This is a genomic window from Rhodanobacter sp. C05, from assembly GCF_002001165.1.
GTDB lineage: Bacteria > Pseudomonadota > Gammaproteobacteria > Xanthomonadales > Rhodanobacteraceae > Rhodanobacter.
The window spans coordinates 368,291-393,905 of the sequence record NZ_MUNQ01000008.1; the positions used below are offsets into that span (position 1 = coordinate 368,291).

23 protein-coding genes and 1 riboswitch are annotated in these 25,615 nt (G+C 62.9%); of the genes, 6 read left to right on the forward strand and 17 right to left on the reverse strand.

Annotated elements, in window-relative coordinates:
- Window positions 1-6 precede the first annotated feature (6 nt).
- From lapB to cmk, 5 genes are all read right to left on the reverse strand, one after another.
- On the reverse strand, window positions 7-1,179 hold the full coding sequence (gene lapB / locus B0E51_RS07560) for a lipopolysaccharide assembly protein LapB (protein ID WP_077444250.1): 1,173 nt from the start codon (window positions 1,177-1,179) through the stop codon (window positions 7-9).
- Window positions 1,176-1,433, reverse strand: a complete 258-nt coding sequence (locus tag B0E51_RS07565; protein WP_077444251.1) for a LapA family protein — start codon at window positions 1,431-1,433, stop codon at window positions 1,176-1,178. Before B0E51_RS07565 ends, lapB begins: the two co-directional genes overlap by 4 nt.
- Before the next feature lie 158 nt (window positions 1,434-1,591).
- Window positions 1,592-1,891 (reverse strand): integration host factor subunit beta, encoded by a 300-nt coding sequence (locus B0E51_RS07570; RefSeq protein WP_077444252.1) that lies wholly within the window; start codon window positions 1,889-1,891, stop codon window positions 1,592-1,594.
- A 72-nt stretch (window positions 1,892-1,963) separates the two neighbouring features.
- The gene (gene rpsA, locus B0E51_RS07575; RefSeq protein ID WP_077444253.1) at window positions 1,964-3,640 is read right to left on the reverse strand and encodes a 30S ribosomal protein S1; all 1,677 of its coding nucleotides are present in this window, start codon (window positions 3,638-3,640) and stop codon (window positions 1,964-1,966) included.
- 188 nt (window positions 3,641-3,828) lie between these two features.
- Entirely contained in the window at window positions 3,829-4,509 is a 681-nt protein-coding gene (cmk, locus tag B0E51_RS07580; RefSeq protein WP_077444254.1) for a (d)CMP kinase, read from the reverse strand.
- 110 nt (window positions 4,510-4,619) lie between these two features.
- On the opposite strand from cmk, the gene B0E51_RS07585 reads away from it, so the two are divergent.
- The 4 genes from B0E51_RS07585 (at window position 4,620) to ykgO (ending at window position 8,361) form a co-directional block, all read left to right on the forward strand.
- Window positions 4,620-4,877 carry an acyl-CoA-binding protein gene (locus B0E51_RS07585; RefSeq protein ID WP_077444255.1) on the forward strand — a complete coding sequence of 86 codons (258 nt, stop codon included), beginning with the start codon at window positions 4,620-4,622 and terminating at the stop codon, window positions 4,875-4,877.
- A gap of 101 nt (window positions 4,878-4,978) precedes the next feature.
- Window positions 4,979-6,997: an NADPH-dependent 2,4-dienoyl-CoA reductase gene (locus B0E51_RS07590; RefSeq protein WP_077444256.1), complete on the forward strand. Its 2,019-nt coding sequence runs from the start codon at window positions 4,979-4,981 to the stop codon at window positions 6,995-6,997.
- 265 nt (window positions 6,998-7,262) lie between these two features.
- Complete coding sequence (locus B0E51_RS07595; protein WP_077444257.1) at window positions 7,263-8,174, forward strand: LysR substrate-binding domain-containing protein; 912 nt, start codon at window positions 7,263-7,265, stop codon at window positions 8,172-8,174.
- Between the two features lie 61 nt (window positions 8,175-8,235).
- Entirely contained in the window at window positions 8,236-8,361 is a 126-nt protein-coding gene (gene ykgO, locus B0E51_RS07600) for a type B 50S ribosomal protein L36 (protein WP_007080705.1), read from the forward strand.
- 78 nt (window positions 8,362-8,439) lie between these two features.
- Here the strand turns inward: ykgO and B0E51_RS07605 are convergent, their stop codons facing one another.
- From B0E51_RS07605 to carA, 5 genes are all read right to left on the reverse strand, one after another.
- Window positions 8,440-8,916 (reverse strand): hypothetical protein, encoded by a 477-nt coding sequence (locus B0E51_RS07605; protein ID WP_077444258.1) that lies wholly within the window; start codon window positions 8,914-8,916, stop codon window positions 8,440-8,442.
- A gap of 53 nt (window positions 8,917-8,969) precedes the next feature.
- Window positions 8,970-10,133, reverse strand: a complete 1,164-nt coding sequence (locus B0E51_RS07610; protein WP_077444259.1) for a glycosyltransferase — start codon at window positions 10,131-10,133, stop codon at window positions 8,970-8,972.
- A 104-nt stretch (window positions 10,134-10,237) separates the two neighbouring features.
- Window positions 10,238-10,714: a transcription elongation factor GreA gene (gene greA / locus B0E51_RS07615; RefSeq protein ID WP_077444260.1), complete on the reverse strand. Its 477-nt coding sequence runs from the start codon at window positions 10,712-10,714 to the stop codon at window positions 10,238-10,240.
- Entirely contained in the window at window positions 10,711-13,938 is a 3,228-nt protein-coding gene (carB, locus tag B0E51_RS07620) for a carbamoyl-phosphate synthase large subunit (RefSeq protein ID WP_077444261.1), read from the reverse strand. The genes greA and carB overlap by 4 nt, the downstream gene beginning before the upstream one ends.
- Before the next feature lies 1 nt (window position 13,939).
- Window positions 13,940-15,067 (reverse strand): glutamine-hydrolyzing carbamoyl-phosphate synthase small subunit, encoded by a 1,128-nt coding sequence (gene carA, locus B0E51_RS07625; RefSeq protein ID WP_077444262.1) that lies wholly within the window; start codon window positions 15,065-15,067, stop codon window positions 13,940-13,942.
- Between the two features lie 213 nt (window positions 15,068-15,280).
- Here carA and B0E51_RS07630 point away from each other — a divergent pair, with 213 nt between their 5' ends.
- A complete protein-coding gene (locus B0E51_RS07630; protein ID WP_077444263.1) occupies window positions 15,281-15,976 on the forward strand; it encodes a 2OG-Fe(II) oxygenase in 696 nt (231 codons plus the stop codon).
- An 18-nt stretch (window positions 15,977-15,994) separates the two neighbouring features.
- On the opposite strand, the gene B0E51_RS07635 is transcribed toward B0E51_RS07630, so the two are convergent.
- From B0E51_RS07635 to hrcA, 6 genes are all read right to left on the reverse strand, one after another.
- A complete protein-coding gene (locus tag B0E51_RS07635; RefSeq protein ID WP_077444372.1) occupies window positions 15,995-16,999 on the reverse strand; it encodes a sodium:calcium antiporter in 1,005 nt (334 codons plus the stop codon).
- Window positions 17,000-17,093: 94 nt separating this feature from the next.
- A riboswitch (yybP-ykoY riboswitch) is annotated at window positions 17,094-17,218 on the reverse strand.
- A 54-nt stretch (window positions 17,219-17,272) separates the two neighbouring features.
- Window positions 17,273-18,073 carry a 4-hydroxy-tetrahydrodipicolinate reductase gene (dapB, locus tag B0E51_RS07640; protein ID WP_077444373.1) on the reverse strand — a complete coding sequence of 267 codons (801 nt, stop codon included), beginning with the start codon at window positions 18,071-18,073 and terminating at the stop codon, window positions 17,273-17,275.
- A gap of 56 nt (window positions 18,074-18,129) precedes the next feature.
- Window positions 18,130-19,257 (reverse strand): molecular chaperone DnaJ, encoded by a 1,128-nt coding sequence (gene dnaJ, locus B0E51_RS07645; protein ID WP_077444264.1) that lies wholly within the window; start codon window positions 19,255-19,257, stop codon window positions 18,130-18,132.
- Between the two features lie 133 nt (window positions 19,258-19,390).
- Window positions 19,391-21,310: a molecular chaperone DnaK gene (dnaK, locus tag B0E51_RS07650; protein WP_077444265.1), complete on the reverse strand. Its 1,920-nt coding sequence runs from the start codon at window positions 21,308-21,310 to the stop codon at window positions 19,391-19,393.
- A gap of 150 nt (window positions 21,311-21,460) precedes the next feature.
- The gene (grpE, locus tag B0E51_RS07655; RefSeq protein ID WP_077444266.1) at window positions 21,461-21,994 is read right to left on the reverse strand and encodes a nucleotide exchange factor GrpE; all 534 of its coding nucleotides are present in this window, start codon (window positions 21,992-21,994) and stop codon (window positions 21,461-21,463) included.
- Window positions 21,995-22,077: 83 nt separating this feature from the next.
- Complete coding sequence (gene hrcA / locus B0E51_RS07660) at window positions 22,078-23,139, reverse strand: heat-inducible transcriptional repressor HrcA (protein ID WP_077444267.1); 1,062 nt, start codon at window positions 23,137-23,139, stop codon at window positions 22,078-22,080.
- Window positions 23,140-23,261: 122 nt separating this feature from the next.
- Here hrcA and recN point away from each other — a divergent pair, with 122 nt between their 5' ends.
- Window positions 23,262-24,935 carry a DNA repair protein RecN gene (recN, locus tag B0E51_RS07665; RefSeq protein WP_077444268.1) on the forward strand — a complete coding sequence of 558 codons (1,674 nt, stop codon included), beginning with the start codon at window positions 23,262-23,264 and terminating at the stop codon, window positions 24,933-24,935.
- 29 nt (window positions 24,936-24,964) lie between these two features.
- On the opposite strand, the gene B0E51_RS07670 is transcribed toward recN, so the two are convergent.
- Window positions 24,965-25,600: a response regulator transcription factor gene (locus tag B0E51_RS07670; protein WP_077444269.1), complete on the reverse strand. Its 636-nt coding sequence runs from the start codon at window positions 25,598-25,600 to the stop codon at window positions 24,965-24,967.
- Window positions 25,601-25,615 lie beyond the last annotated feature (15 nt).

Consider the following 25,615-nt stretch of genomic DNA (forward strand, 5'->3'; position numbering starts at 1 on the left):
CTCATGTCACTCGCTGGCCACACCGTGGATCGGCCGGATCGTGCTCCAGTTCTTGCAACTGGGGCACTGCCAGTGATGTGCCTTGGCGCCGAAACCGCAACGGCTGCAGCGATACATGGCCTGCCCTTCCAGCAGTTTCTTGGTGAGATCGCGCAGGATCAGGAAGTTCTCCCTTGCCTCGCCCTCGACCTTGTCCATGGTGGCGTCGATCAGCGCCATCAGGCCACGTACGGACGGCCGCTGGCGCAGCTGCGAAGTCAGAAAATCAATCGAGGCACGCTCGCCATCGCGCTGCCGGTACAACTGAGTCAGAGCAAGTACCGGCGAGACACCGTGATAACGGCTCAGCATCTCGCGCAGGAAAATCTCGGCCCGTTCCATCTGATGCGAGCGGGCATAGCTGTTGAGCAGCGGCGGCAAGATCTCCGGAGTGAATGCGACATCGGCTTGAACCGCCGCTTCATACGCCGTCACCGCATCGGCATGATCGTCATCCTCGGCATGCAGCCGACCGGTCAGCATGAAGGCACGCACGCAATCGGCCTGACATTCGAACGCCTGGCGCAGATAGTCGCGCGCCTCGGCACGCGCTCCATGCTGGCGCGAGCGGTCAGCCAGTTCGCAATAGAACTGGGCAATCATCGGCGACTCGTCCTCACCGGTCATCACTTCCAGTCGACGCGCATGCTCGATCGCCTTGTTCCAGTCGCGCTCGTGCTGGTAGATCGCGATCAGATGACGCAAGGCCGAAGGCGCATGTGCTTCCATCGCCACCAGATCGGAAAACAGTGCCTCGGCGCGATCCAGCAGACCGGCACGCATATAGTCCTCACCCAGTTCAAGCAGGGCCACCGTCTTCATCGCATCGGACAGGCCCGGCCGTGACACCAGGTGCTGGTGCAGGCGAATCGCCCGGTCCACCTCGCCACGCCGGCGGAACAGGTTGCCCAGCGCCAGGTGCGTCTCGACTGTATCGCGGTTGTATTCGGCCAGCTTGAGGAAGACTTCGATTGCCTTGTCCTGCTCCTCGTTGAGCAGGTAGTTCAGGCCGCGGAAATAGTCCGAGGAAAGCTCACTGACTTCTGCACCCGAGCGGCGTGCACCGACCCGGCGGGATGACCACCAACCAAGGACAAAGGCCGCCGGCACCAGGGGAGCCAGCACGGACAGAAGATTCATGGTTTGGCCGGCAGCTTCTTGTCGGCACGCAATTGCTGGCGGCGAAGCCGGCGCTGTCCTGAACTCACGCCCAGCCATGCAGTAAGGCCGCCGAGCAACCAGCCGATCACCAGGGCAACAAGCAAGGCCGCTCCCTTGGGTAATCGCACCTGGGCAAACGCGAGGTCATAACTGACCAGATCGGCATTGAGCGCTCCCAGCACTACGCCGGTCGCGATGAAGATCAGCAGGATGAGGATGACGAGCAGTCGCATGCCGAGACTTTACCCGATTGATCGGGGCTGGCACAGGCAGTGCTTGCGATCAATGTGGTGGTGATTCAGAACAGGCAGGTCGCCGTTCCGGATCTGCAGGCAAAAAGAAGGCAGGCCGACTTGCGTCGCCTGCCTTCGGTAAACCTGAAGTTGCCGGCTTAACCGGCTTCCTGGTCCAGATCAAGGTTGACGCGTTCACGCAACTCCTTGCCTGGCTTGAAATGCGGCACGTGCTTGCCGGGCAGCGCCACGGCATCGCCCGTCTTCGGGTTGCGACCCATGCGCGGTGGGCGGAAATGCAGCGCAAAGCTGCCAAAACCGCGCACCTCGATTCGCTCGCCCTGAGCCAGAGCCTGGCTCATCTGTTCGATGACGCTCTTGACGGCCATCTCGACGTCGGCAAACGCAAGATGGGTCTGACGCTTCGCCAGCGCCTCGATCAATTCGGATTTGGTCATGGGACCCCAATGTCCGTGACATGAAACAGCGGGGCGACGATGTGCCGCCCCGCATCAGTCTGCAACGTGTGATCAATCAGCCTTGTCGAACTGCTCTTTGAGCAACGCGCCAAGCTTGGTCGTGCCGGTCGATGCCGACGCGTAGTCGACAGCAGCCACCTCAGGCACATCTTCCTCGTCCTTCGCGCGGATCGAGAGCGCCAGCTGGCGACCCTTGCGATCCATGCCGGTGAACTTGGCTTCGACCTTGTCGCCCACCTTCAGATGCAGCGTGGCATCCTCGATGCGCTCCTTGGCGATGTCGTTGGCGCGCAGGTAACCCTCGACGCCCTCGCCCAGATCGATCACTGCACCCTTCGCATCGACTTCCTTGACGGTGCCGTTGACGATGGTGCCGCGCGGGTTCGCCGCCATGAACTGGCCGAACGGATCCTGCTCCATCTGCTTGATACCGAGCGAGATGCGCTCACGCTCCGGGTCCACTGCCAGCACCACGGCCTCGATCTCGTCGCCCTTCTTGAAGTTGCGAACCAGATCTTCGCCGGACATCTGCCAGGAGATATCGGACAGGTGCACCAGACCGTCGATGCCGCCGTCCAGTCCGATGAACACGCCGAAATCGGTGATCGACTTGATCTGACCGGAGACCTTGTCGCCCTTCTTGTGCATTGCTGCGAAGGCTTCCCACGGGTTCGAGCGGGTCTGCTTGATACCCAGCGAGATGCGGCGACGCTCCTCATCCACGTCCAGCACGGTGACTTCGGTCTCGTCACCAACCTGAACCACCTTGGCCGGGTTGACGTTCTTGTTGGTCCAGTCCATCTCGGATACGTGCACCAGGCCTTCCACGCCCGGCTCGATCTCGACGAAGCAGCCGTAATCTGTGACGTTGGAAACCTTGCCGAACAGGCGGCTGCCGACCGGATAACGGCGGGCAATCGCGACCCACGGGTCGTCGCCCAGCTGCTTCAGGCCCAGCGAAACGCGGTTGCGCTCCTTGTCGTACTTCAGCACGCGCACATCGAGCTCGTCGCCGACGTTGACCACTTCGGACGGATGACGCACGCGCTTCCACGCCATGTCGGTGATGTGCAGCAGGCCGTCGATGCCGCCCAGATCCACGAACGCGCCGTAGTCGGTGAGGTTCTTGACGGTGCCCTTGACCACGGCGCCCTCGGTCAGGCGCTCAAGCAGCTGCTCGCGCTCGGCGGAGAACTCGGTCTCGACGACAGCACGACGGCTGACCACCACGTTGTTGCGCTTGCGGTCGAGCTTGATGATCTTGAATTCGAGTTCCTTGCCCTCGAGGAACACCGGGTCGCGCACCGGACGCACGTCGACCAGCGAGCCCGGCAGGAAGGCGCGGACGTCCTTGATGTCGACCGTGAAGCCGCCCTTGACCTTGCCGGAGATGAGACCAACGATGGTTTCTTCCTTGTCGAACGCGTGCTCGAGGTCGTCCCACACCATCGAGCGCTTGGCCTTCTCGCGCGATAGCTTGGTTTCGCCGAAACCGTCTTCCAAAGCTTCGAGGGCAACCTTCACCTCGTCGCCTACCTGCACCTCCAGCACGCCGTCCTCGCTCTTGAACTGCTCGATCGGGACGATGCCTTCGCTCTTCAGGCCTGCATTGATCACGACGACGTCGTTGCGAATTTCCACAACGATGCCGGTGACGATGGCGCCGGGCTTCAGCTTGGAGATGGCCTGCTGGCTCTGTTCAAACAGTTCGGCAAAACTTTCAGTCATGTTGATTCCATAGTGGGAAAAGACCGTGATCCGTTGCGCTTGCTGATGTGTTGCGCACGAACTTTCCGGTCCACCGGTTGAGGGTGTCTTCAGGTGGTTCCTTAAGAACCGACCGTCGTCACCGTGGGTCAAAATCCCCTGCCGCAGCAGGGGCGCAGAAACCGCCGCGCAACCGGATCCTTGATGATCTATGGCTGCACGACGGCAAGTACTTTCGCGACGACCTCGTCGATGCCCATCCCGGTGGTATCCACCAGCAAGGCATCCTCGGCAGGCTTGAGCGGCGCGACCGCGCGCGATGCATCGCGGCTGTCACGCGCCTCAATTTCGCGTTGAAGGCCGCCAAGTGTAACGCTGAGTCCCTTTTCCTTCAACTGCTTATAGCGCCTTTTCGCGCGCTCGGCGGCGCTCGCGGTGAGGAAAACCTTGTACGCGGCATCCGGGAAGATCACCGTGCCCATGTCACGTCCGTCAGCAACCAGTCCCGGCGCCTTGCGGAAGCCCAGCTGCAGCGCCACCAGGGCCTCGCGCACCGACGGCATCGACGCGATCGCCGAAGCCGCCGCACCGGCGGTTTCGGTGCGCAACTCGTCGGTGGCATCGTGTCCGTTGACGATGACGCGCGTCGCATCGCCATTCGCAGACGCGCGGAACTGGATTTTGGTGCCCTGGGCACAACGGGTCATCGCATCCACGTCCGACAGATCCAGCCCGGCCATGCCGGCGGCGTAACCTACCGCCCGGTACAACGCCCCGGAATCCAGCAACCTCCAGCCAAGATGTTCAGCCACCAGTGCACTGATGGTGCCCTTGCCCGATCCCGATGGCCCGTCGATGGCAAGTACGGGTACGGGCGAGGCATGACTCATGGGTGATTCCTTGGCTGGCAGTCGAAAGCGGAAGTTTAACGCGTTGACCCCGCCTGGAACGCGTGCTATCTAGCCGATCTTCCTGCACTCAAGCCAGCCTGATTCGCCTTATGACCGATCTTCGCCGCGAGTTCGAACAAGCCGCCGAGGACATCCAGCGATTGGGTACGCGCCCCGACAACGACACCTTGCTGAAGCTGTACGCCCTTTACAAGCAGGGTTCAGAAGGTGACCTGCGCCGGACTCAACCGGGTTTCTTCGACTTCGTCGGCACGGCCAAGCACACGGCATGGGCGCAGTTGAACGGCGTGCCAGAAGAGGAAGCCATGCGCCGCTACATCGCCCTGGTGCAGCAGTTGCTGGCATGAGCTCGCAGCCTTGAACTAGTTCTGCTGCGCGCACGCGACGCTTGCTTTCCAGTACCGAACACCGGCACATTCATACGATCGTTTGATCCGGTGCCGACCGCATGAATTACCCGAAGCTGTTCGCTCCGCTCGATCTGGGCCATGTCACCCTGCCCAACCGCATCCTGATGGGCTCGATGCACACCGGGCTGGAGGACAAGGCCAGCGATTACGACAAGCTGGCGGCATACTTCGCCGAACGCGCTCGCGGTGGCGTCGGGCTGATGGTCACCGGCGGCATTGCACCGAGCATCCAGGGCTGGCTGAAACCCTTCGGTGGCCGCCTCACGATGCCATGGCACAAGCCGCGCCATCGCAAGCTCACCAACGCCGTGCATGCCGAAGGTGGCCGTCTCTGCCTGCAGATCCTGCATGCCGGACGCTACGGCTATCACCCGCTGTCAGTGGCGCCGTCGAAGATCAAATCACCGATCACTCCGTTCATGCCGCGAGCGCTGTCTTCGCGTGGTGTGGAGCGCACCATCGACGACTTCGTGCACTGCGCGGAACTGGCGCAGGACGCCGGCTACGACGGCGTCGAGGTGATGGGCTCGGAAGGCTATCTGATCAACCAGTTCATCGCCGCACGAACCAACCAGCGCAGCGACGCCTGGGGTGGCGATGCGGCACGCCGCATGCGCTTCCCGCTCGAAATTGTGCGTCGTACGCGCGCCGCGGTGGGGCGAAACTTCATCATCATCTACCGGCTCTCGATGCTCGATCTGGTCGAAGGTGGCCAGGACTGGAGCGAGATCGTCACGCTGGCCAAGGCGATCGAAGCGGCCGGCGCCTCGATCATCAATACCGGCATCGGCTGGCACGAGGCGCGGGTGCCGACCATCGTCACCAGCGTGCCGCGCGCAGGATTTGCCTGGGTCACGAAGAAGCTCAAGGGTGAAGTGGCGATCCCGCTGATCACCACCAACCGCATCAACATGCCGGAAGTCGCCGAACATATCCTGGCCAGCGGCGAGGCCGACATGGTCTCGATGGCGCGCCCGTTACTGGCCGACCCGCATTGGGCCAACAAGGCCAAGGCCGGGCGCAGTGAACGCATCAACACCTGTATCGCCTGCAACCAGGCCTGCCTCGACCATGTGTTCCAGAACAAGCGTGCCAGTTGCCTGGTCAACCCGCGCGCCTGTCACGAGACCGAACTGAAGATCGAACCAGCCAGCGTGCGCAAGCGCATTGCCGTCATTGGTGCCGGACCAGCCGGCATGGCCTGCGCAAGTACGCTGGGTGAGCGCTGCCATGCGGTGACGCTGATCGATAAAGCCAGTGAGATTGGCGGCCAGTTCAACTACGCCAAGCAGATTCCGGGCAAGGAAGAATTCCACGAGACACTGCGCTATTTCCGCCATCGACTGAGCGATACCGGCGTCGACGTGCAACTGGGCCAGACCGCAGATGCGGCATCACTGCATGCGGGTGGCTATGACGAGGTAGTGATCGCCACCGGTATCACGCCGCGCACGGTGAGCTTCCCTGGCAGCGACGATCCGCGTGTGCTGAGCTATCTGGATGTACTTGCCCGTCACCAGAGCGTTGGCGCGAAGGTGGCGATCATCGGCGCCGGCGGCATCGGCTTCGACGTGGCCGAATTCCTGGTCGAACATGCGCCCTCGCCCACCACCGACGTGGCTCGCTGGACCCGTGAGTGGGGGGTGGACATGCAGCTGGCGCAACGTGGCGGCCTGCAGAAGCCGCAACCGGAAGCTCCAGCCCGGCAGATCTGGCTCTTGCAGCGCAGCGAGGGACGTCCTGGCGCGCGGCTCAACAAGACCACCGGCTGGGTACACCGGGCCACGCTCAAGGCCAAGCAGGTCAGCATGCTGGGCAAGGTCAGCTATCAACGTTTCGACGATCAGGGCCTGCACATCACCGTCGATGGTGCCCCCCAGATCCTGCCGGTCGACCACGTGGTGATCTGCGCCGGTCAGGAACCGAACCGGCGGCTGGCCGATGAGTTGATCGCGGCTGGCCTGAAAGTGCACGTCATTGGCGGCGCCGATGTAGCCGCCGAACTCGACGCCAAGCGTGCCATCGCCCAGGGCACCCGGCTGGCCAGCCAGATCTGATTCCGCACGTTCTGGCCTGGCCAGTTACGCCGACGCCGCTGTCGGATGGCAGCGGCGTCGGGAGCGTAAAAAAAGCACCCCGCAGGGAAGACGCATCGATATGGGTTCAGGGGGGAGTTGAACCAGATATCGTATTTAGCGTCGCTGCGGGGCGAGGGCCGCCGCCACTAGGGGGAGGGGAAGTGGCGGGACGGGAGAGAGTTTATGATCGACACGTTAAAGTATCAAATATATATTTAGCGCCTTATTTATTCGATTTCACTATATGTTTGATTTCCGCCAACTGCGCTACTTCGTTGCTGTTGCCGAGGAACTCAGCTTCACGCGGGCGGCATTGCGCCTGCACCTCTCGCAACCGCCACTGTCCCAGCAGATCCAGGCGCTGGAACAGGATCTGGGCGTACGCCTGCTTGAACGCAACAAGCGCAATGTGGCGCTGACCGAGCCGGGCCGGATCTTCCTGGAACAGGCCCGACAGATCCTGGCCAAGGCCGACGAAGCACGCGGACACGTGGTTGCCGCGGCCGCCGGTCATAGCGGTCAACTGCGACTGGCTTATACCGTCTCGGTTTCATTTCATCCGGCGCTGCCGCAAGCCCTGCTCCGCTACGGACAGATCGCACCGAACGTGCGCCTGCATCTCAGCGAGATGTATACCGAACCCCAATTCGCCGCCTTGCTGGCTGGCCAGATCGATGTCGGCTTTGTGCGTGACGAACCGATCCACCCGCAAGATGCGCGCAGCCTGCGCCTGAGCGTGATCGACCGGGAACCCCTGCTGCTCGCCCTGCCCTCCGGCCACGCCTTGTCCGGCCGCGGCAGCCTGCGCCTCGCCGAGGTGGCGGCCGATTCATTTGTCTCGCAGCCACGCGAGCTGGCAGCCACGCTATACGATCGGCTGGTGAAGCTGGCGACCAAGGCGGGCTTCCAGCCATCGATTACCCAGCATGCCCAGCAGATCAACGGCTTGCTCGCCCTGGTGGCCGCAGGCCTGGGATTGGCGCTGGTACCGGCCAGCATGCGCGCCGTGCGCCTGGCCGGTGTCAGCTACGTGAAACTGGAAGACGCCGATGCCTATCTGCTGCTTGCCGTCGCCAGCCGCAACGACGACCACTCACCAGTGCTCCAGCAGTTCCTGTCCACGGTAGCCGAATCGGCTGTCATACCTAGCTTGTGACGGGGCTGGTTAATCGCTATACTTGCGCGCTTACATTTTCGTTTAGTGTCAGGAGCTGGCCGTGAAGGTGCTTAACTCTTTGAAGTCCGCCAAGGCGCGGCACCGCGATTGCAAGATTGTGCGTCGTCGCGGCAAGGTGTTCGTGATCTGCAAGAGCAATCCCCGTTTCAAGGCTCGTCAGCGCTGATCCCAGCGTAATGAGTCATGAAAAGGCCGCACATGTGCGGCCTTTTTTGTGCCCGACATTTGGGTCCGGCATGGTTGCTTAGCGGCGCGATGGCATCGGGCGGCACGACAACCAGAACAGCACTCCGGACACGGACAGTGAAACCCAGTAGTCGCTGGGCGCCGGACCCCACCAGTGGATATGCCACGGAATGTAGCGTGGTGCGAAATGCGCCACGCCATAGGCCGGGTTGAACACGAACCACAGAAAGTCCTCGGTAATCCAGAACAGCATGATGCAGGCGAACACGCGCGCCTCGGCGCGCCAATTCCAGCGGCCGCTGAAGATCAGCGGGAAATGGAAAAACAGTCCCATGCATGGGAAAAGCCACGCGTGATAACCGGTCATCGGCCTACTGCCCCAGAAAATATCCAGAAGCCAGTGATGCTCGATGCGCCAGGTCGGCAGGTTCGCCGCCCAGCCTGCAGCGCCTTCGATCTGGATCTCCACGTTGGCAAAGAAAAAAGCCAGCAGGATGGTCCAGCCGAGCGTCAGCAACAGCACCACGGGGCGCATGGAAACTGGCGCTTCTGCTGCAGGCAAGTGTCGTTGATCCAGCAGACGCACGCTCAATGATCCACCGGCGTAGCCACTGACTGCTGGCCTGCAAGCTGGGCCTGCACGATCTCCAGCACACGTCGCGCTGCCTGCGGCTGACCCAGACCGCGCGCACATTCACGCATCCGCGCCAGCCGTTGCGGATCCGCCAGCAACTGACGTACCCGGTATTCAAGCGAGATCAGGTCGATCGCTTTCAGCGCCGCCCCCTGCTCCAACACGTAGTCCGCATTGCGTTCTTCCTGACCCGGGACTGGCGCATACACCACCATCGGCACGCCCATCGCAAGGCACTCGGAGGTGGTCAGCCCACCAGGCTTGGTGATCACCACATCGGAGCAGGCCATCAGCCGTGCCACTTCGTTGGTGAAGCCGAACGGAAACAGTCGTCCCGGATATTCCGCTGCATAGGTCTTCAGCTTGGCCAGCGCGGCTTCGTTGCGCCCGGCCAGCGCGATCAGCTGGAAGTCGTGCTCGAGCCGCATCAGCGTAGCTGCCACCTTGTTGAGCTTGCCGACGCCGGCGCCACCACCCATCAGCATGATGGTCTGCTTGGTCGGATCGAGACCGAAACGCTCGGCGCAGGTCCGGCGATCCTGCGGCTGGGTGAACTCCGGCATCACTGGGATGCCGGTGGTATGGACGCGTCCCGCTTCGATGCGGTTCGCCTTCATGCGGAAGGCAATTTCATCGCTGGCCGCGAAGAAACCCGTCATGCGTGGAATCACCCACATGCCATGCAGATCAAAATCGGTGACCTGGACCCACACCGGCACCGTAAACCGCTCGCGCCGGATTTCGTGCATCAGCATTTCGGCGGGCAGGAAGTGTGTGCAGACGATCGCGTCGGGCGCAAACGCATTGATCGCCTTGCGCAGATCACCCGTACCAAGCCGTTCGATGGCACGTCGCAGCTTCTGCATCGGGCCGTCTGGATCGGCCTCTGAACTGCGCTGGTACAACACACCCCAAAGTGTCGGGTAGCTGCTGATCAGCGTGATGTAGAAATCGGTGTACAGCTTGCGGAATGCGGACGGCACGTAGTCCATCGCATCCAGATGCCTGGTCTCGACATGTGGCAGGCTTGCCTCGGCGGTGAGGCGCAACGCCTCTGCAGCACGCATGTGGCCGGCACCGGCCGAGACGCTGAGGAACAGGATCTTCTGCTGCGGCATGTCGCGGTCCAGGATCAGGTGCCCATCGATGGAGGCGGCTACACCGCCAGCTCGTTATCAGGCCGGTCGCATGCGGCGACCGGCACTTCCCTCAACACGTACTCTCACGAATAACGCACACCGGTGATTTCGTAATGTTTGACACCATTCGGCGCGGTGAACTCGAAACTGTCACCCACGCTCTTGCCGATCAACGCACGGGCAATCGGTGAAGACACCGCAATCCATCGCTGCTTGATGTCCGCTTCCAGATCGCCAACGATCTGGTACGTGACGGCCGTGCCGCTGTCCTCGTCTTCCAGATCGACGATGGCACCGAACACCACGCGGTTACCTGGATTGAGCTGGGTGACATCGATCACCTCGGCCGTCGACAGCAGAGCTTCCAACTGACCGATACGGCCCTCGGTGAAACTCTGTTGCTCGCGTGCCGCGTGATACTCGGCGTTTTCCTTGAGATCGCCGTGCGCGCGCGCCTCGGCAATCGCCGCGATGATGCGTGGCCGGTCGACCGACTTCAGCCGTTCAAGCTCGGCACGCAGGCGTTCCGAGCCAGCTTTGGTAATGGGGGCGCGACTCATGCACGGAGCTCCTTGTGCAGTTCCTGCAGGCTGTGTACCTCGCCATCGCTGTGGAAATCCAGCGAATGCACGAGCGCACGCGCGCCTGCGACGGTGGTGGAATACGTGACGCGATGCTGCAGGGCTTCGCGCCGGATCGAGAACGAGTCGGCGATCGCCTGCTTGCCCTCGGTGGTGTTGACGATATAGACGATCTCGCCATTCTTGATCAGGTCGACCACGTGCGGCCGGCCCTCGAGTACCTTGTTGATGCGCTCGCAGGCCACGCCGTGTTCGGCCAGGTAACGCGCCGTGCCTTCGGTGGCGACCAGGCTGAAACCACGCGTGAGCACTTCCTTGGCGATCGGCAGCAGGCGATCCTTGTCGGCATCACGCACCGACACGAATACCTTGCCCTTCGGCGGCGTCTTGATGCCGGCGGCATCGTGACCGCGCGCGAAGGCTGCGCCGAAGCTGCGACCCACGCCCATCACTTCGCCGGTGGAACGCATCTCGGGACCGAGGATCGGATCGACGTTCTGGAATTTCAGGAACGGGAAGATCGCTTCCTTCACCGAGTAGTACGCCGGGATCACTTCGCGTGTCGTGCCCTGCGCCACCAGCGAACGGCCAGCCATCGCCCGCGCGGCGATCTTCGCCAGCGGCACACCGGTTGCCTTGGAAACGAACGGCACGGTGCGCGACGCGCGCGGATTCACCTCGAGGATGAACACGGTATCGCCCTGGATCGCGAACTGCGTGTTCATCAGGCCGATGACCTTCAGTTCTTTCGCCATCGCGGCAACCTGGCGGCGCATCTCGTCCTGGACTTCCTGCGACAGCGAGTACGGCGGCAGCGAACAGGAGGAGTCGCCCGAATGCACACCGGCTTCCTCGATATGCTCCATGATGCCGCCGATCAGCACGTTGCCTTCGGCGTCGGCGATGATGTCCACGTCCACTTCGACCGCGTGGTCGAGGAAGCGGTCCAACAGTACCGGTGAATCGTTCGACACCTGCACAGCTTCGCGGATGTAGCGCGACAGGTCGGCGTTGTCGTAGACCACTTCCATCGCGCGGCCACCGAGCACATAGCTCGGACGCACCACCAGCGGGTAACCGATTTCGCTGGCCATCGCCAACGCCTCGTCGGCATTGCGCGCCGTGCGATTCGGCGGCTGGATCAGGCCAAGCTTGACGATCATCTGCTGGAAGCGCTCGCGATCCTCAGCCAGATCGATCGAATCCGGCGAGGTACCGATGACCGGCACACCGTTGGCCTCCAGCGCACGCGCCAGCTTCAGCGGCGTCTGGCCGCCGTACTGCACGATCACACCCTTCGGTTTCTCCAGATCGACAATCTCCAACACGTCTTCCAGCGTCAGCGGCTCGAAGTACAGGCGGTCGGACGTATCGTAATCGGTGGAAACGGTTTCCGGATTGCAGTTGATCATGATGGTCTCGAACCCGTCCTCGCGCAGCGCAATTGCAGCGTGCACGCAGCAGTAGTCGAACTCGATGCCCTGCCCGATACGGTTCGGGCCACCGCCGAGCACGATGATCTTGTCGCGATTGGTCGGATTCGCCTCGCACTCTTCCTCGTAGGTCGAGTACATGTAGGCCGTGGTGGTGGCGAACTCGGCCGCGCAGGAGTCCACGCGCTTGTACACCGGACGCACGCCCAGCGAATGGCGCCGCTGGCGCATCGTCGCTTCGTCGGTGGCGGTCAGTTCGGCCAGACGCGCGTCGGCGAAACCCATGCGCTTCAGTTCACGCATGCGCGGTGCGTCCAGTGCGGTCAATCCCTGCACCGTCACTTCACCTTCGGTCAGCACGATGTCTTCGAAGGCAGCGAGGAACCAGGGATCGACGCGGCTGAGGTTGTGCACTTCCTCCAGCGACAACCCCGCGCGGAACGCGTCGGCCAGATGGAATACACGATCCGGCCGCGGTTCGCGCAGCTCGCGCTTGAGCGTGGCCAGCCCGGCTTCGGTAGTGATGTCCAGCCCAGTCGGATTGAGGCCGGTCTTGCCGATCTCCAGCCCGCGCAGCGCCTTCTGCAGCGATTCGTGGAAGGTACGACCCATCGCCATCACCTCACCCACCGACTTCATCTGGGTGGTGAGGCGCGCATCGGCGGCCGGGAACTTCTCGAACGCGAAACGCGGAATCTTGGTAACCACATAATCGATCGACGGCTCGAACGAGGCCGGAGTGAGACCACCGGTGATGTCGTTCTTCAGCTCATCCAGCGTGTAGCCCACCGCCAACTTCGCGGCGATCTTGGCAATCGGGAAGCCGGTGGCCTTGGAGGCCAGTGCGGATGAACGCGATACGCGCGGGTTCATCTCGATCACCACGACGCGACCGTTCTCGGCATTGATGCCGAACTGCACGTTGGAGCCGCCGGTATCCACGCCGATCTTGCGCAGCACCGCGATCGAGGCATCGCGCAGACGCTGGTATTCCTTGTCGGTGAGCGTCTGTGCCGGTGCCACGGTGATCGAGTCACCGGTGTGCACGCCCATCGGATCGAGGTTCTCGATCGAGCAGACGATGATGCAGTTGTCCGCCTTGTCGCGAACCACTTCCATCTCGAATTCCTTCCAGCCGAGCACGGATTCCTCGACCAGCACCTCGCCCACCGGCGAAAGATCAAGACCGCGCTTGACGATCTCCTCGAACTCCTCGCGGTTGTACGCGATACCGCCACCGGAGCCGCCGAGGGTGAAGCTGGGGCGGATGATGGTCGGATAGCCGACCTTGGCCTGGGTCAGCAGCGCCTGTTCGAACGTGCGCACAACCTCGGCCTTTGGACAATCCAGTCCGATCTCGGCCATCGCCACGCGGAACAGTTCACGATCTTCGGCCATGCGGATGGCTTCGCGCGAGGCACCGATCAGCTCGACGTTGTACTTCTCGAGCACGCCGTGGTCGGCGAGATCGAGTGCGCAATTGAGTCCGGTCTGGCCACCCATCGTCGGCAGTACCGCGTCGGGTCGCTCTTTCGCGATGATGCGCTCCACCGTCTGCCAGTTGATCGGCTCGATGTAGACCGCGTCGGCGGTCTCCGGGTCGGTCATGATCGTGGCGGGATTGGAGTTCACCAGGATCACCCGGTAACCCTCTTCCTTCAGCGCCTTGCAGGCCTGTGCGCCTGAGTAGTCGAACTCGCAGGCCTGGCCGATCACGATCGGACCCGCGCCGATGATGAGGATGCTCTTGATATCGGTACGCTTGGCCATCTCAGCGGGTCTCCTGCATCAGCTTGGCAAACCGGTCAAACAGGTAACCGATGTCGTGGGGACCAGGCGATGCTTCCGGATGACCCTGGAAGCAGAACGCCGGTCGGTCGGTGAGCGCAAAGCCCTGCAGCGAACCGTCGAACAATGAGCTGTGGGTGACCCGTACATTCGCCGGCAGCGTCGCCGGATCGACCGCGAAGCCATGGTTCTGCGAAGTGATCAGTACGCGGCCATCGTCCAGATCCTTCACCGGATGATTCGCGCCGTGGTGGCCGAACTTCATCTTCAGCGTCTTCGCACCCAACGCCAGACCCATGATCTGGTGCCCGAGGCAGATGCCGAACAGCGGAATTTTCGCTTCGAGCAACTGCTTTGTTGCCTCGATAGCGTAGTCGCAGGCTGCCGGATCACCTGGGCCATTGGAGAGGAACACGCCATCCGGCTTCAGCGCCAGCACCTCGACCGCGGGCGTCTGCGCCGGCACCACGGTGATGTCGCAGCCCTGCTCGGCGAGCAGGCGCAGAATGTTGTGCTTCACGCCGAAGTCGTAGGCAACGACCTTGAACTGTTTGGATGGCTGATTGAACGCCGTGCGATCGAGGTCGTAAGTACCTTCGCTCCACTCGTACGACTTGGCGACGCTGACCACCTTGGCCAGGTCCATGCCGTTGAGCCCGGGAAATGCGCGCGCCTTGGCCAGCGTGGCTTCGACATCGATCTGCTCGCCGGCGACAATGCAACCGGCCAACGCACCCTTGTCGCGCAGGATCCGGGTGAGCCGACGGGTGTCGATGCCTGCGATCGCCACGATGTCGTGGCGCTTGAGGTAATCAGGCAGGCTTTCGCTGCTGCGCCAGTTGCTGGCCCGGCGCGGCACGTCGCGCACGATCAGGCCAGCGGCGTGTACGGCGGTGGATTCGGCATCTTCGGCATTGATGCCGGTGTTGCCGATATGCGGATAAGTCAGGGTAACGATCTGGCGCGAGTAGGAAGGGTCCGTGAGGATTTCCTGATAGCCCGTCATCGCCGTGTTGAATACGACTTCGCCGATGGTTTCGCCAGTCGCGCCCACGGCGTGACCATGAAACACGCTGCCGTCTTCGAGGGCCAGCAGAGCGGGGATAGGCATAAAATTAACCGCCTTTTGGATGCAGCAAGATCCGCAAGCCGCACGATTGCTGGCTTGTGGAGCTCGTTAGGGAAAGGGTCAGGGCGGGTGGAAATGATAAGCGGAGACGCCGTTTCTGTCCACCTTACGAAGCATGAATCATGCGTTGTCCAACCACTTGCGGCCGATCGGCCGGCGTTACACTAGGCCCTGTTAAATGGAGTTGAATATCCCATGAGTGCTGCTGTCCTGCTCGATCCCGCCCGACTCGATCGCCCAGATACCACGGTGCAGCAATACCCATTCCCCTTCATGGTGGCCCACGGGCAACTGCCGGATGAAGTGCGCAACGAGCTGGATCGCGATTTTCCGAATTATTCCAGTGCCGGATTCTTTCCCTACGATCCGAGCGATTGCGGCCCGTCGGTCAACACACTGATCGCCGACATGACATCGCCGGCGTTTGCCAGCGCGATCGGCCGGCGGCTTGGGATCGACAACCTCGGCCAGTACCCGACCCTGGTCACATTGTGCCGCCTGCTCAACAAGCGCCACGGCACTATCCATACCGACAGCAAATCCAAGGTGGCCACCGCACTGATCTATCTGAATGCGCAGTGGCCGGATACCAGCGACGGCTGCCTGCGCTTCCTGCACCAGATCGACGACATCGACAGCATCGCCGCACCGGAACTGGCTCCGCTCTACGGCGAATTTGCGGTATTCAAGCGCTGTGAGAACTCCTTCCATGGCCACCTTCCTTACGAAGGCGAACGGCGGGTGATCCAGGTCGCCTGGCTCACCAGCGAGGAAGAGAAGTTGCGCAAGACCAAACGCGGCAAATTCTCGCGTGTGTTCAAAAAACTGTTCGGCAGGCTCGACACCAAGCTGGGCGCGGGGCGCGACCGCAGCGCATCCCATCGCGACTGAATCCGCTTTCACCGGCCATCAGCCGGCGAAGTGCCAAGCCACGAAAATGGCAAACACGCCGTACAACAAGCCTACCGGCAACAGCCAGCGGGCATCGACCTGTCCGCGACGAAACAGCCACCACAGATAAACGATGGCCACCGTGGTCATCGCACCGGCCACGATCAACGGCGTGTCGAACAGCCACGGCGTGGCGAACAGCGCCAGCGAACTGGGAATGGTCGCCTGTATCATCATCGCGCCAGAGATATTGGCCAGCGCCAGTCGCTCCTTGCCCTGGCGCACCCAGATCAGTGCATTGATGGTCTCCGGCAATTCGGTCGCCACCGGACTCAGCACCAGCGCGACCAGGTGCGGCGGCAGCGCAAACGCTGTACCAATCGCCTCAAGCTGGCTGACGAACAGCCGCGATGCAGCAGCAATCACCACCAGCGCCGCAACGGTCTGCGTCACTACCCAGCGCAATGCCGGCTCGGCGTGGGTGGGGCGAAGCTTCAACGGTTCAAGCACTTCTTCTTCAGGCGCACTGTCGTCACTGCGCATCTCGCGCCATACGTAAACCGCATAGGCTGCCAGGAAAAGCACGCCCAGCAGCGGCTTGAACGCAAACACGACCAGTCCCAGCCCGACCTTGACCACAAAGATCGCCAGAAACCACGACTGATCGCGCGCCAGCCGTTGATGATCGACCCGGATGATCCGGTCGGTCCGCTGCAGCTGTCGACGGTTGTACCAGAGCGCCACACCAACCACGGCGTAGGCAATTGTGGCCAGGACCAGCGGGCCGCCCAGCGCCGCACCGACGCCGATGTCACGTGCCTCGGGCGTCTTGCCGAAGATCACTGCGACGAAGGTGACAGCGCTTTCCGGCAGTGCCGTACCAAACGCGGCAAGCACCGTACCGGTCGCGGTCGCTCCGAGTTTGAGCTTCTGCCCAAACCATTCGACGCCGTTGACGAAGTATTCGCAGGCGAAATAAATCGCGCCAGCCGAGCCGAGAAACAGACACAGGGTAAGCAACATGGAATGACCTGGACCGGGCGAACGGAATAACCGATGGCTCAACGACACCGCTCGCCCGGTCGGGTAAGCATGTCGATGGCCAAAGGTCTCGCCGGGCAGGACCGCCACCTGACGGCGACGGCTGCTGTTCGCACCATGGCGCCGGAAACGACCGGCGACCAAGTGTGTTGATGCGAACGCCTCTGGGGACGAGGCAGGCTACTCCCCAATGACAACGCGTTGATGCTAACGGCAGCGACGACACGACACAAGCCGATGCCGGCGAACAGTGACTCAGCGCGGCGTGGCGATCACGTCATCCAGCTGCCAATGCCCGGGCGCGTGGCCAGCCAGCCAATGGGCTGCCTGCAAGGCGCCACGCGCGAAAATCGAGCGATCGGTGGCGCGGTGCCCCAGTTCCAGTCGTTCGCCCTGCCCGATCAGCAAGGCAGTGTGCTCGCCGACCACATCGCCACCGCGAACCACGGCGAAACCGATACTGCCATCGACACGTTCACCTGTCTGGCCTTCGCGGCTGTAGACAGCGGCCTGTTCAAGCGTGGTATGGCGAGCCGCCGCCGCCGCATGGCCCAGCGCCAGTGCCGTGCCGGATGGCGCATCCTGCTTGCGGCTGTGATGGGCTTCCACGATCTCCAGGTCCCAGCCCGGCAGCACAGCAGCAGCCTCGCGCAGCAACCGCGTCAACACGGCCACGCCGAGGCTGAAATTGGCTGCGCGCAGGATCGCAAGGTGCTTGCCGGCATCGGCCAGACGTACTTCCAGCGCAGCATCAAGCCCGGTAGTGCCGCTCACCAGCGCCGCACCGCATGCGAGGCAATGATCGAGCGCCATGGCCAGGCCAGCCGCGCCACTGAAGTCGATGACGACATCCAGCGCTGGTGCATGCGCCCAGTCATCGACATAACGCAATGAATCGCTATCACCCGCGAACACCGGCTGACCGACATGGGGCGAACCAGACGAAATCACCGCATGCACCAGTTCGAAGCGCGCATCTTCGCCGAGCAGATGCAGCAACGCGCGTCCCATGCGGCCAGAGGCACCGCTGATGGCTAGGCGAAGAGGTCGGTGCATCGGCATATTCCAGTCAAAACCGTCGATCGGCCCATGCTACCGCGTGTGCCGTCGCATCATGCGGTGACTTTCGACCAGAACTGCTTCACGCCATCGACCCAGCCTTTCGCGCGCGGCGTGTGCTTGCCGGCGTCGTTGCTGTCAAACGTGGCCTCCAGCGATTCGAGCAACTCACGCTGCTGTTTGGTCAATCGCACCGGTGTTTCCACCACCACGCGGCAGATCAGATCACCGTGACGGCTGCTGCGCACCGACTTGACGCCGCGTCCGCGCAGACGGAACTGGGTGCCGGTCTGCGTTTCCGCCGGGATATTGATCGGCACCTCGCCTTCCAGCGTCGGCACGGGCAACTCGGCACCGAGTGCCGCCTGCGAGAAACGGATCGGCAGCTCGCAATACAAGTCGTTGCCTTCGCGCTGGAAGATCGCGTGCTCTCGCACATGCACTTCCACATACAGATCACCGGCCGGGGCACCGGATGGGCCGGCTTCGCCCTGGCCGGTCAGGCGAATGCGATCGCCATTGTCGACGCCTTCGGGAATCTGCACCGACAACGTACGGGTTTCCTCGATGCGGCCCTCGCCATGGCACTTCTTGCAGGGCTTCTCGATCGCCTGACCAGTACCGCCGCAATGCGGGCAAGCCTGCTGGATCGAGAAGATGCCGTTCTGCATGCGCACCTGGCCGTGGCCATGGCAGGTCTTGCACTTGCTGACCTTGCCGTCTTCCGAGCCACTGCCATTGCAGTGGTGGCAGTTCACCTGGGTCGGTACCTCGATCTGCCGGCTGACGCCGAACACGGCCTCTTCCAGATCCAGCTCCATGATGTAGCGCAGGTCGGCACCACGACGCGGGCGACCGCGACCACCGCCATTGCGGCCAAAGATGTCGCCGAAAATGTCACCGAAAATGTCACCCACGTCGCCGAAGCCGGCGCCGCCACGACCACCCATGCCGTGCTCGAACGCGGCATGGCCGTGCTGGTCGTACATCGCGCGCTTCTGCGCGTCGGACAGAACCTCGTAGGCCTCCTTGGCCTCCTTGAACTTCTCCTGCGCATGCGGATCGTCCGGGCAGCGGTCCGGGTGGTACTTCATCGCCAGCCGGCGGAAGGATTTCTTCAGCTCGACCTCGGTGACGGTACGTTCGACACCCAGTACTTCGTAATAGTCACGCTTGCTCATTCACCTGTCCACACTGCTTGTCGCTCCCCTGCATGGAACCGGTTGTCCATGTCCCGCATTCTCTCAACAAACAGCCCACGCCTGGAATGCCGGACGCGGGCTGCCGAATCGACCATGTCAATAATGCTGCCGATTACTTCTTGTCGTCTTTCACTTCGGTGAACTCGGCGTCGACCACGTCGTCCGGTTGGGCCGAACCATGCGGGCCCGGCTGCGGACCGGCATCAGCATGGCCGCCACCCTGTGCCGCTGCCTGAAGTGCCTGTGCAGCCTGCTCCAGCTTCTCGACCTTGGCCTCGATCGCGGACTTGTCATCACTGTCCTTGACCTTTTCCAGATCGGACAACGCGCCCTCGATCAGCGAGAGCTGATCGGGCGGCACCTTGCCACCGTGCTCTTTCAAAGCGCTGCGGGTGGCATGCACCAGCTGATCGGCCTTGTTGCGCGTGGCGACGAGTTCGTGAAACTTCTTGTCCTCTTCCTTGTTCGCTTCGGCGTCGGCAACCATCCGCGCGATCTCGTCCTCGGACAGGCCTGAGCCGGCCTTGATCTCGATCTTCTGTTCCTTGCCGGTCTTCTTGTCCTTGGCCGACACATGCAGGATGCCGTTCGCGTCAATGTCGAAGGTGACCTCGATCTGCGGCTGGCCGCGCGGTGCGGCGTCGATGCCGGACAGGTCGAACTTGCCCAGCGACTTGTTCGCGCTGGCGCGCTCGCGCTCGCCCTGCAGCACGTGCACGGTCACCGCAGTCTGGTTGTCGTCGGCAGTCGAGAACGTCTGTGCGGCCTTGGTCGGTACCGTGGTGTTCTTCTCGATCAGCTTGGTCATCACGCCACCCATCGTCTCGATGCCGAGCGACAGCGGGGTGACGTCAAGCAGCAGCACGTCCTTGACGGTACCGCCCAGCACGCCGCCCTGGATCGCCGCGCCGACGGCGACGGCTTCGTCCGGGTTGACGTCCTTGCGCGGCTCCTTGCCAAAGAAGTCCTTCACCGACTCCTGCACTTTCGGCATGCGGGTCTGGCCACCGACGAGGATCACTTCATTGATGTCGGACACGCGCAGGCCAGCATCATTCAACGCGGTACGGCACGGATCGATGGTGCGCTTGACCAGGTCTTCCACCAGCGACTCCAGCTTGGCGCGGGTCAGCTTGATGTTCAGATGCTTCGGACCGGAGGCGTCTGCCGTCACGTACGGCAGGTTCACGTCAGTCTGGTGGCTGGAGGACAGCTCGATCTTGGCGCGCTCGGCGGCATCCTTCAGGCGCTGCAGCGCCAGCGGATCCTTGCGCAGGTCGATGCCCTGCTCCTTGTTGAATTCGTCGACGAGGTAGTCGATGACGCGCATGTCGAAGTCTTCACCACCGAGAAAGGTGTCGCCGTTCGTCGCCAGCACTTCGAACTGCTTTTCACCGTCGACTTCGGCGATCTCGATGATCGACACGTCGAACGTACCACCGCCGAGGTCGTACACCGCGATCTTGCGGTCACCGCCCTTCTTGTCCAGGCCATAGGCCAGCGCAGCCGCAGTCGGCTCGTTGATGATGCGCTTGACGTCCAGGCCCGCGATGCGGCCGGCATCCTTGGTCGCCTGGCGCTGGCTGTCGTTGAAGTAGGCCGGCACGGTGATCACCGCCTCGGTGATCGTCTCGCCAAGGTAATCCTCGGCGGTCTTCTTCATCTTCATCAGCACCTTCGCGGCAATCTCCTGCGGCGCCATCTTCTTGCCATCGGAGGTTTCGACCCAGGCGTCGCCATTGTCGTGCGCCACGATCTTGTACGGAACGATGTGCAGGTCTTTCTGCACTTCCGCGTCGGTGAACTTGCGGCCGATCAGGCGCTTCACTGCGTAGAAGGTGTTCTTCGGATTGGTCACGCTCTGGCGCTTGGCCGAGGCGCCGACCAGGACTTCGCCGTCCTTGTTGAAGGCGACGATGGACGGCGTGGTGCGATCGCCTTCCGAATTCTCGATGACCTTGGCCGTGCTGCCGTCCATCACGGCGACGCAGGAATTGGTGGTGCCCAGGTCGATACCGATGATCTTGCCCATGTATATGCTCCTAATCTTTTGCGGCCCCCGCGGCCGCGATGGTTTTCAGATGGGGGTCTGGCCTGGCGATTCAATGCCGGCAAGGCCCCGAATGTGATTTCGCGTTGTTTGCCGGCGCGCCATTCAGGCTGGCGCCAGCAAGAAAAAACTTCAGTCCCTGGCCACGGCGACCAAGGCTGGGCGCAACAGCCGGTCGTTCAGCACGTAGCCCTTCTGCAGCACACTGACCACCGTGCCTGGCGCCTTGCCCGGTGCCTCGACCATGCTCACCGCATGATGACGATCCGGGTCGAGCGGCTGGCCAAGTGGATCGACCTGCGACATGCCGTTGTTCTCGGCCACCTTCAGCAACGACTTCAGGGTGAGGCTGATACCCTCACGCATCGAGGCGACATCAGCACTCTCCACCGCCAGACCGCTTTCCAGTCCGTCGTAGACCGGCAGCAGCTCGTTCAGCAGCTTCTCGTTGGCGAAACGGCGCGCCTGCTCCACATCGCGATGCAGGCGACGACGCTGATTCTCGATCTCGGCCTTCTCGCGCAGCACGGTTTCGCGCAATTCGGCGTTGCTCGCTTCCAGCTCGGCCACCCGCACCTGCAGTGCCTCGAGTTCAGCGACCGAAGTTGCATCCGGCGTGGCTTGGGCCGGTGCCGCGCCTGGCGACTGTGGATCGTTGTTCTGCATGCGTCACTCCAAACGAAAGTTCATGGCCGGCACGTGATGCCGACCGTCGATAATTCTGCGGGGTATCCCGCCTCCCGGGGCGGTTATAAGGCCGTTGCGGCGCGATTCAAGGCGTCGCTGAGCAATCCAGCCGTAGCCTGCACCACCGGGATCACCCGCTCGTAGGCCATCCGGGTCGGTCCGATCACGCCGACCGCGCCCAGCACCCGCCCCTGCGCTCCGTAGCTGGCGGTAACCACGCTGCAACCATCCAGCGCGGTAAAACCCGATTCTTCGCCGATGAACAGCCTCACACCGGGCGCGCGGGCACATACTTCCATCAACTGCAGCATTTCGTTCTTCTTCTGGAACGCCTCGAACAGCTCGCGCAGCCGCTCCAGGTCGGCCAGCTCGGAATACGCCATCAGGTTGGTCTGGCCACTGACCAGCACATCATCGCTCTCGCTTTGTGGGGCGAACGAGGCGGCTGCCAGTTCCATCGAACTGGCCAGCAGGCTGTTCAGCTCGCTGCCGGCCTCGCGCAGCTCGCGCAACAGATGGGCGCGGATATCGTCCACGCGCAGACCCGCAAAGTGATGATTGAGGTAGTTCGCCGCCTGCTCCAGCTCGCGGCTGTCCAACGGCTTGGCCAGCTGCACGATGCGGTTCTGCACCTGGTTGTCGCTGAACACCAGGATCACCAGCACGCGGGCGTCCGGCAGCGGTACAAAGTCGATATGGCGCAGCGGAAAGTCCACCTGCCGCGGCACCGTGACCACGCCGGCAAAATGGGTCATCGCCGACAACAGGGTCGACACGTTGCCCAGCAGGTCACGAGTCGTAGTCGGCCCCGGCGGCAACTCGCGCTGCAGCCGGGCCATGTCCTCTCGCGGCAGCGGCTGCAGTTCGATCAGACTGTCGACGAACAGGCGCAGCCCGCGCGGCGTCGGCACGCGGCCGGCCGAGGTGTGCGGCGAAGCCACCAGGCCGGCGTCTTCAAGGTCGGCCATGATGTTGCGGATCGTCGCCGGGCTGACGTCCAGCCCGGACGAGCGCGATAGCGTGCGTGAGCCCACCGGCTCGCCATCGACCAGATATTGGGCGATCAGCGTGCGCAACAGGCGTCGCGCGCGGGCATCGAGGTCGTGGCCGTGGGAAAAAGGCATGCGCTGTGGCAATCCGTGAGACTACAAAGAAATAAGGTCTGCGCGCCTCGCATGCAAGCCTTGGCATGATTCTGCCACGTGGCATGCCGTTACAATCGCCCGACTCCACATTGTCCCCCACCATGCTTACTTCGCTCTACGTCCGTCATTTCGCCGTTGTCGAAGAAGCCGAGATCGCGTTCGGCCCGGGACTGACCGTGGTCAGCGGCGAGACCGGCGCCGGCAAGTCGCTGCTGGTCGACGCGCTGATGCTGCTGGCTGGCGCCCGTGCCGACAGCGGCATGGTGCGCGCCGGCAGCGATCGCGCCGAGCTGGCCGCCGAGTTCGACCTGACCGAACTGCCTGAGGCGCTCGCGTGGCTCCAGCGTGAGGAGCTGGACGAAGGTGAATCCTGCCAACTGCGCCGGGTGATCCGCGCCGAGGGCAGCTCGCGCGCCTGGATCAATGGTCGTCCGGCGAACGCCAGCCAGCTCGGCGAACTGGCTACCTTGCTAGTGGAAATCCATGGCCAGCACGAACATCAGGCGTTGCTGTCGCGCGCCCATCAGCTCAACCTGCTCGACGCCTACGCCGGCAACGAAACGCTGGTTGTGCAGGTACGCGAACTGGCCACGCAATGGCGTGAGCTTGGCGCGCGCATCCGCAAGCTGAGCGGCGGTGACGATCGCGAACAGCGGCTCGTACTGCTGCGCCATGAGGCGGGCGAGCTGGAAAAATGGGCACTGCCCGCTGCCGAACTGACCGAACTGGAGGCCAGCCACAAGCGCCTCGCCAATGCCGGCAGGCTCGCCGAAGGCGCCGCCGGCATGGTCGAACTACTGGATGGCGACAGCGAATTCGCCCTGCGTCGTGCTCTTGGCCGCGCCCATGCCGAACTGGGCAAGCTCGCCGCGCTGGACGACAAGCTCAACCCGCTGCTCGAACTTCTCGACAACGCTACCATCCAGCTCGGCGAAGCCGCCGATGGCCTCAGCCACTACGCGCAGGATGTCGATCTCGACCCGGAACGCTATACCGAGGTCGACACCCATCTTGCCCGTCTGCATGAACTGTCGCGCCGCCATCGCCTGCCGGTCGCCGAACTGCACGAGAAGCTGGGCTCGGTGCACGCGGAGCTGATCGAACTGGAAGGCGCCGGCGATGCACTGGAACAGCTGGCCGCCCGGCGCGAGAAACTGCAACGCGACTACACCCAGGCCGCCCAAGCACTGAGCAACGCCCGCACCATGGCCGCGGAGCGGCTTGGCACGGAAGTCAGCGCGCTGATGAGCGAGCTGGGCATGGCAGGCGGCGTGCTGAAGATCGAGCTGGAGCTTGCCGAAAGCGACGAACCGGACGCGCAGGGTCGCGAGCGCTGTGAATTGCTGGTCAGTGCGAATCCGGGCCAACCGCCCCGACCGTTGCGCAAGGTCGCCTCCGGCGGCGAACTGGCGCGCATCAGCCTCGCGATCGAGGTCGCCACGCTGGGCAAGGACACGGTCGGCAGCATGATCTTCGACGAAGTCGACACCGGCATCGGCGGCGCGGTGGCCGAAGTAGTCGGGCAGAAGCTGCGCGCCCTCGGCGGTCAGCGCCAGGTGCTATGCGTCACCCATCTGCCGCAGGTCGCCGCACAAGGCCATGCCCACCTGCGCGTGGCCAAGCACAGCGATGGCGATTCCACCCGCACGCAGATCGAGAAGCTGGACAGCAACGGCCGCCGCGACGAACTGGCGCGCATGCTCGGCGGCGTGGAGATCACCCGCGAAACCCGCGCCCACGCCAAACAGATGCTGGACCGCGCGCAAACTGCCTGACTCGCGATACGGCCAGCCCTGATGCCCGCTCAGCTGTTGGGCGGCAACAGCCCGCGTTCGGTCGCCATGCGGTACAAATCCAGCTCCGACCCGGCACCCAGCTTGCCCATCAGGCTGGCGCGATGGATGTACACCGTCTTTTGGCCGATCCCCAGTTGCGCCGCCACCTGCTTTGGCGCACGCCCACCGGCAAGCAACAGGAATACTTCACGCTCACGCGCAGTCAACCGGTTTATCGGGTCCAACGCGGCGTTCGGTCGGTCGGCCCGGCGCTGGCGTAAATCCGAGCTCAGGAAGCACTCGCCCTGCATCACCGCTCGCAGGCCGGCCACCAGTTCCTCCGGCGCCACGCCCTTGGTGACGTAACCGCTGGCCCCGCGGCGCAGTGCCTCGGATACGTACGGTTCGCCATCGTGCATGCTCAGCACCACGATGCGTGTATCGGCAGACACACTTAGCAAATGCTCGATCAATGGCAGGCCGCTGCCATCGGGCAGCGAAAGATCCAGCGCCACCAGGTCAGGACGGTAGTGACTGACGGCCTCCACCGCATCATCGGCGTTGCGGCACTCCGCCACCACGTCGAGATCCGGCTCCATTTCGATCAGCCGCTTGAAGCCTTCGCGAACGATGGCGTGGTCATCGACCAGGACAATGCTGTACATCGCGCTACTTTGACA

What these genes read in the sequence shown, in the direction of transcription:
- lapB (WP_077444250.1), bottom strand. Translation starts at nt 1,179, where the DNA reads ATGAATCTTCTGTCCGTGCTGGCTCCCCTGGTGCCGGCGGCCTTTGTC.
- B0E51_RS07565 (WP_077444251.1), bottom strand. Translation starts at nt 1,433, where the DNA reads ATGCGACTGCTCGTCATCCTCATCCTGCTGATCTTCATCGCGACCGGC.
- B0E51_RS07570 (WP_077444252.1), bottom strand. Translation starts at nt 1,891, where the DNA reads ATGACCAAATCCGAATTGATCGAGGCGCTGGCGAAGCGTCAGACCCAT.
- rpsA (WP_077444253.1), bottom strand. Translation starts at nt 3,640, where the DNA reads ATGACTGAAAGTTTTGCCGAACTGTTTGAACAGAGCCAGCAGGCCATC.
- cmk (WP_077444254.1), bottom strand. Translation starts at nt 4,509, where the DNA reads ATGAGTCATGCCTCGCCCGTACCCGTACTTGCCATCGACGGGCCATCG.
- B0E51_RS07585 (WP_077444255.1), top strand. Translation starts at nt 4,620, where the DNA reads ATGACCGATCTTCGCCGCGAGTTCGAACAAGCCGCCGAGGACATCCAG.
- B0E51_RS07590 (WP_077444256.1), top strand. Translation starts at nt 4,979, where the DNA reads ATGAATTACCCGAAGCTGTTCGCTCCGCTCGATCTGGGCCATGTCACC.
- B0E51_RS07595 (WP_077444257.1), top strand. Translation starts at nt 7,263, where the DNA reads ATGTTTGATTTCCGCCAACTGCGCTACTTCGTTGCTGTTGCCGAGGAA.
- B0E51_RS07605 (WP_077444258.1), bottom strand. Translation starts at nt 8,916, where the DNA reads ATGCGCCCCGTGGTGCTGTTGCTGACGCTCGGCTGGACCATCCTGCTG.
- B0E51_RS07610 (WP_077444259.1), bottom strand. Translation starts at nt 10,133, where the DNA reads ATGCCGCAGCAGAAGATCCTGTTCCTCAGCGTCTCGGCCGGTGCCGGC.
- greA (WP_077444260.1), bottom strand. Translation starts at nt 10,714, where the DNA reads ATGAGTCGCGCCCCCATTACCAAAGCTGGCTCGGAACGCCTGCGTGCC.
- carB (WP_077444261.1), bottom strand. Translation starts at nt 13,938, where the DNA reads ATGGCCAAGCGTACCGATATCAAGAGCATCCTCATCATCGGCGCGGGT.
- carA (WP_077444262.1), bottom strand. Translation starts at nt 15,067, where the DNA reads ATGCCTATCCCCGCTCTGCTGGCCCTCGAAGACGGCAGCGTGTTTCAT.
- B0E51_RS07630 (WP_077444263.1), top strand. Translation starts at nt 15,281, where the DNA reads ATGAGTGCTGCTGTCCTGCTCGATCCCGCCCGACTCGATCGCCCAGAT.
- B0E51_RS07635 (WP_077444372.1), bottom strand. Translation starts at nt 16,999, where the DNA reads ATGTTGCTTACCCTGTGTCTGTTTCTCGGCTCGGCTGGCGCGATTTAT.
- dapB (WP_077444373.1), bottom strand. Translation starts at nt 18,073, where the DNA reads ATGCACCGACCTCTTCGCCTAGCCATCAGCGGTGCCTCTGGCCGCATG.
- dnaJ (WP_077444264.1), bottom strand. Translation starts at nt 19,257, where the DNA reads ATGAGCAAGCGTGACTATTACGAAGTACTGGGTGTCGAACGTACCGTC.
- dnaK (WP_077444265.1), bottom strand. Translation starts at nt 21,310, where the DNA reads ATGGGCAAGATCATCGGTATCGACCTGGGCACCACCAATTCCTGCGTC.
- grpE (WP_077444266.1), bottom strand. Translation starts at nt 21,994, where the DNA reads ATGCAGAACAACGATCCACAGTCGCCAGGCGCGGCACCGGCCCAAGCC.
- hrcA (WP_077444267.1), bottom strand. Translation starts at nt 23,139, where the DNA reads ATGCCTTTTTCCCACGGCCACGACCTCGATGCCCGCGCGCGACGCCTG.
- recN (WP_077444268.1), top strand. Translation starts at nt 23,262, where the DNA reads ATGCTTACTTCGCTCTACGTCCGTCATTTCGCCGTTGTCGAAGAAGCC.
- B0E51_RS07670 (WP_077444269.1), bottom strand. Translation starts at nt 25,600, where the DNA reads ATGTACAGCATTGTCCTGGTCGATGACCACGCCATCGTTCGCGAAGGC.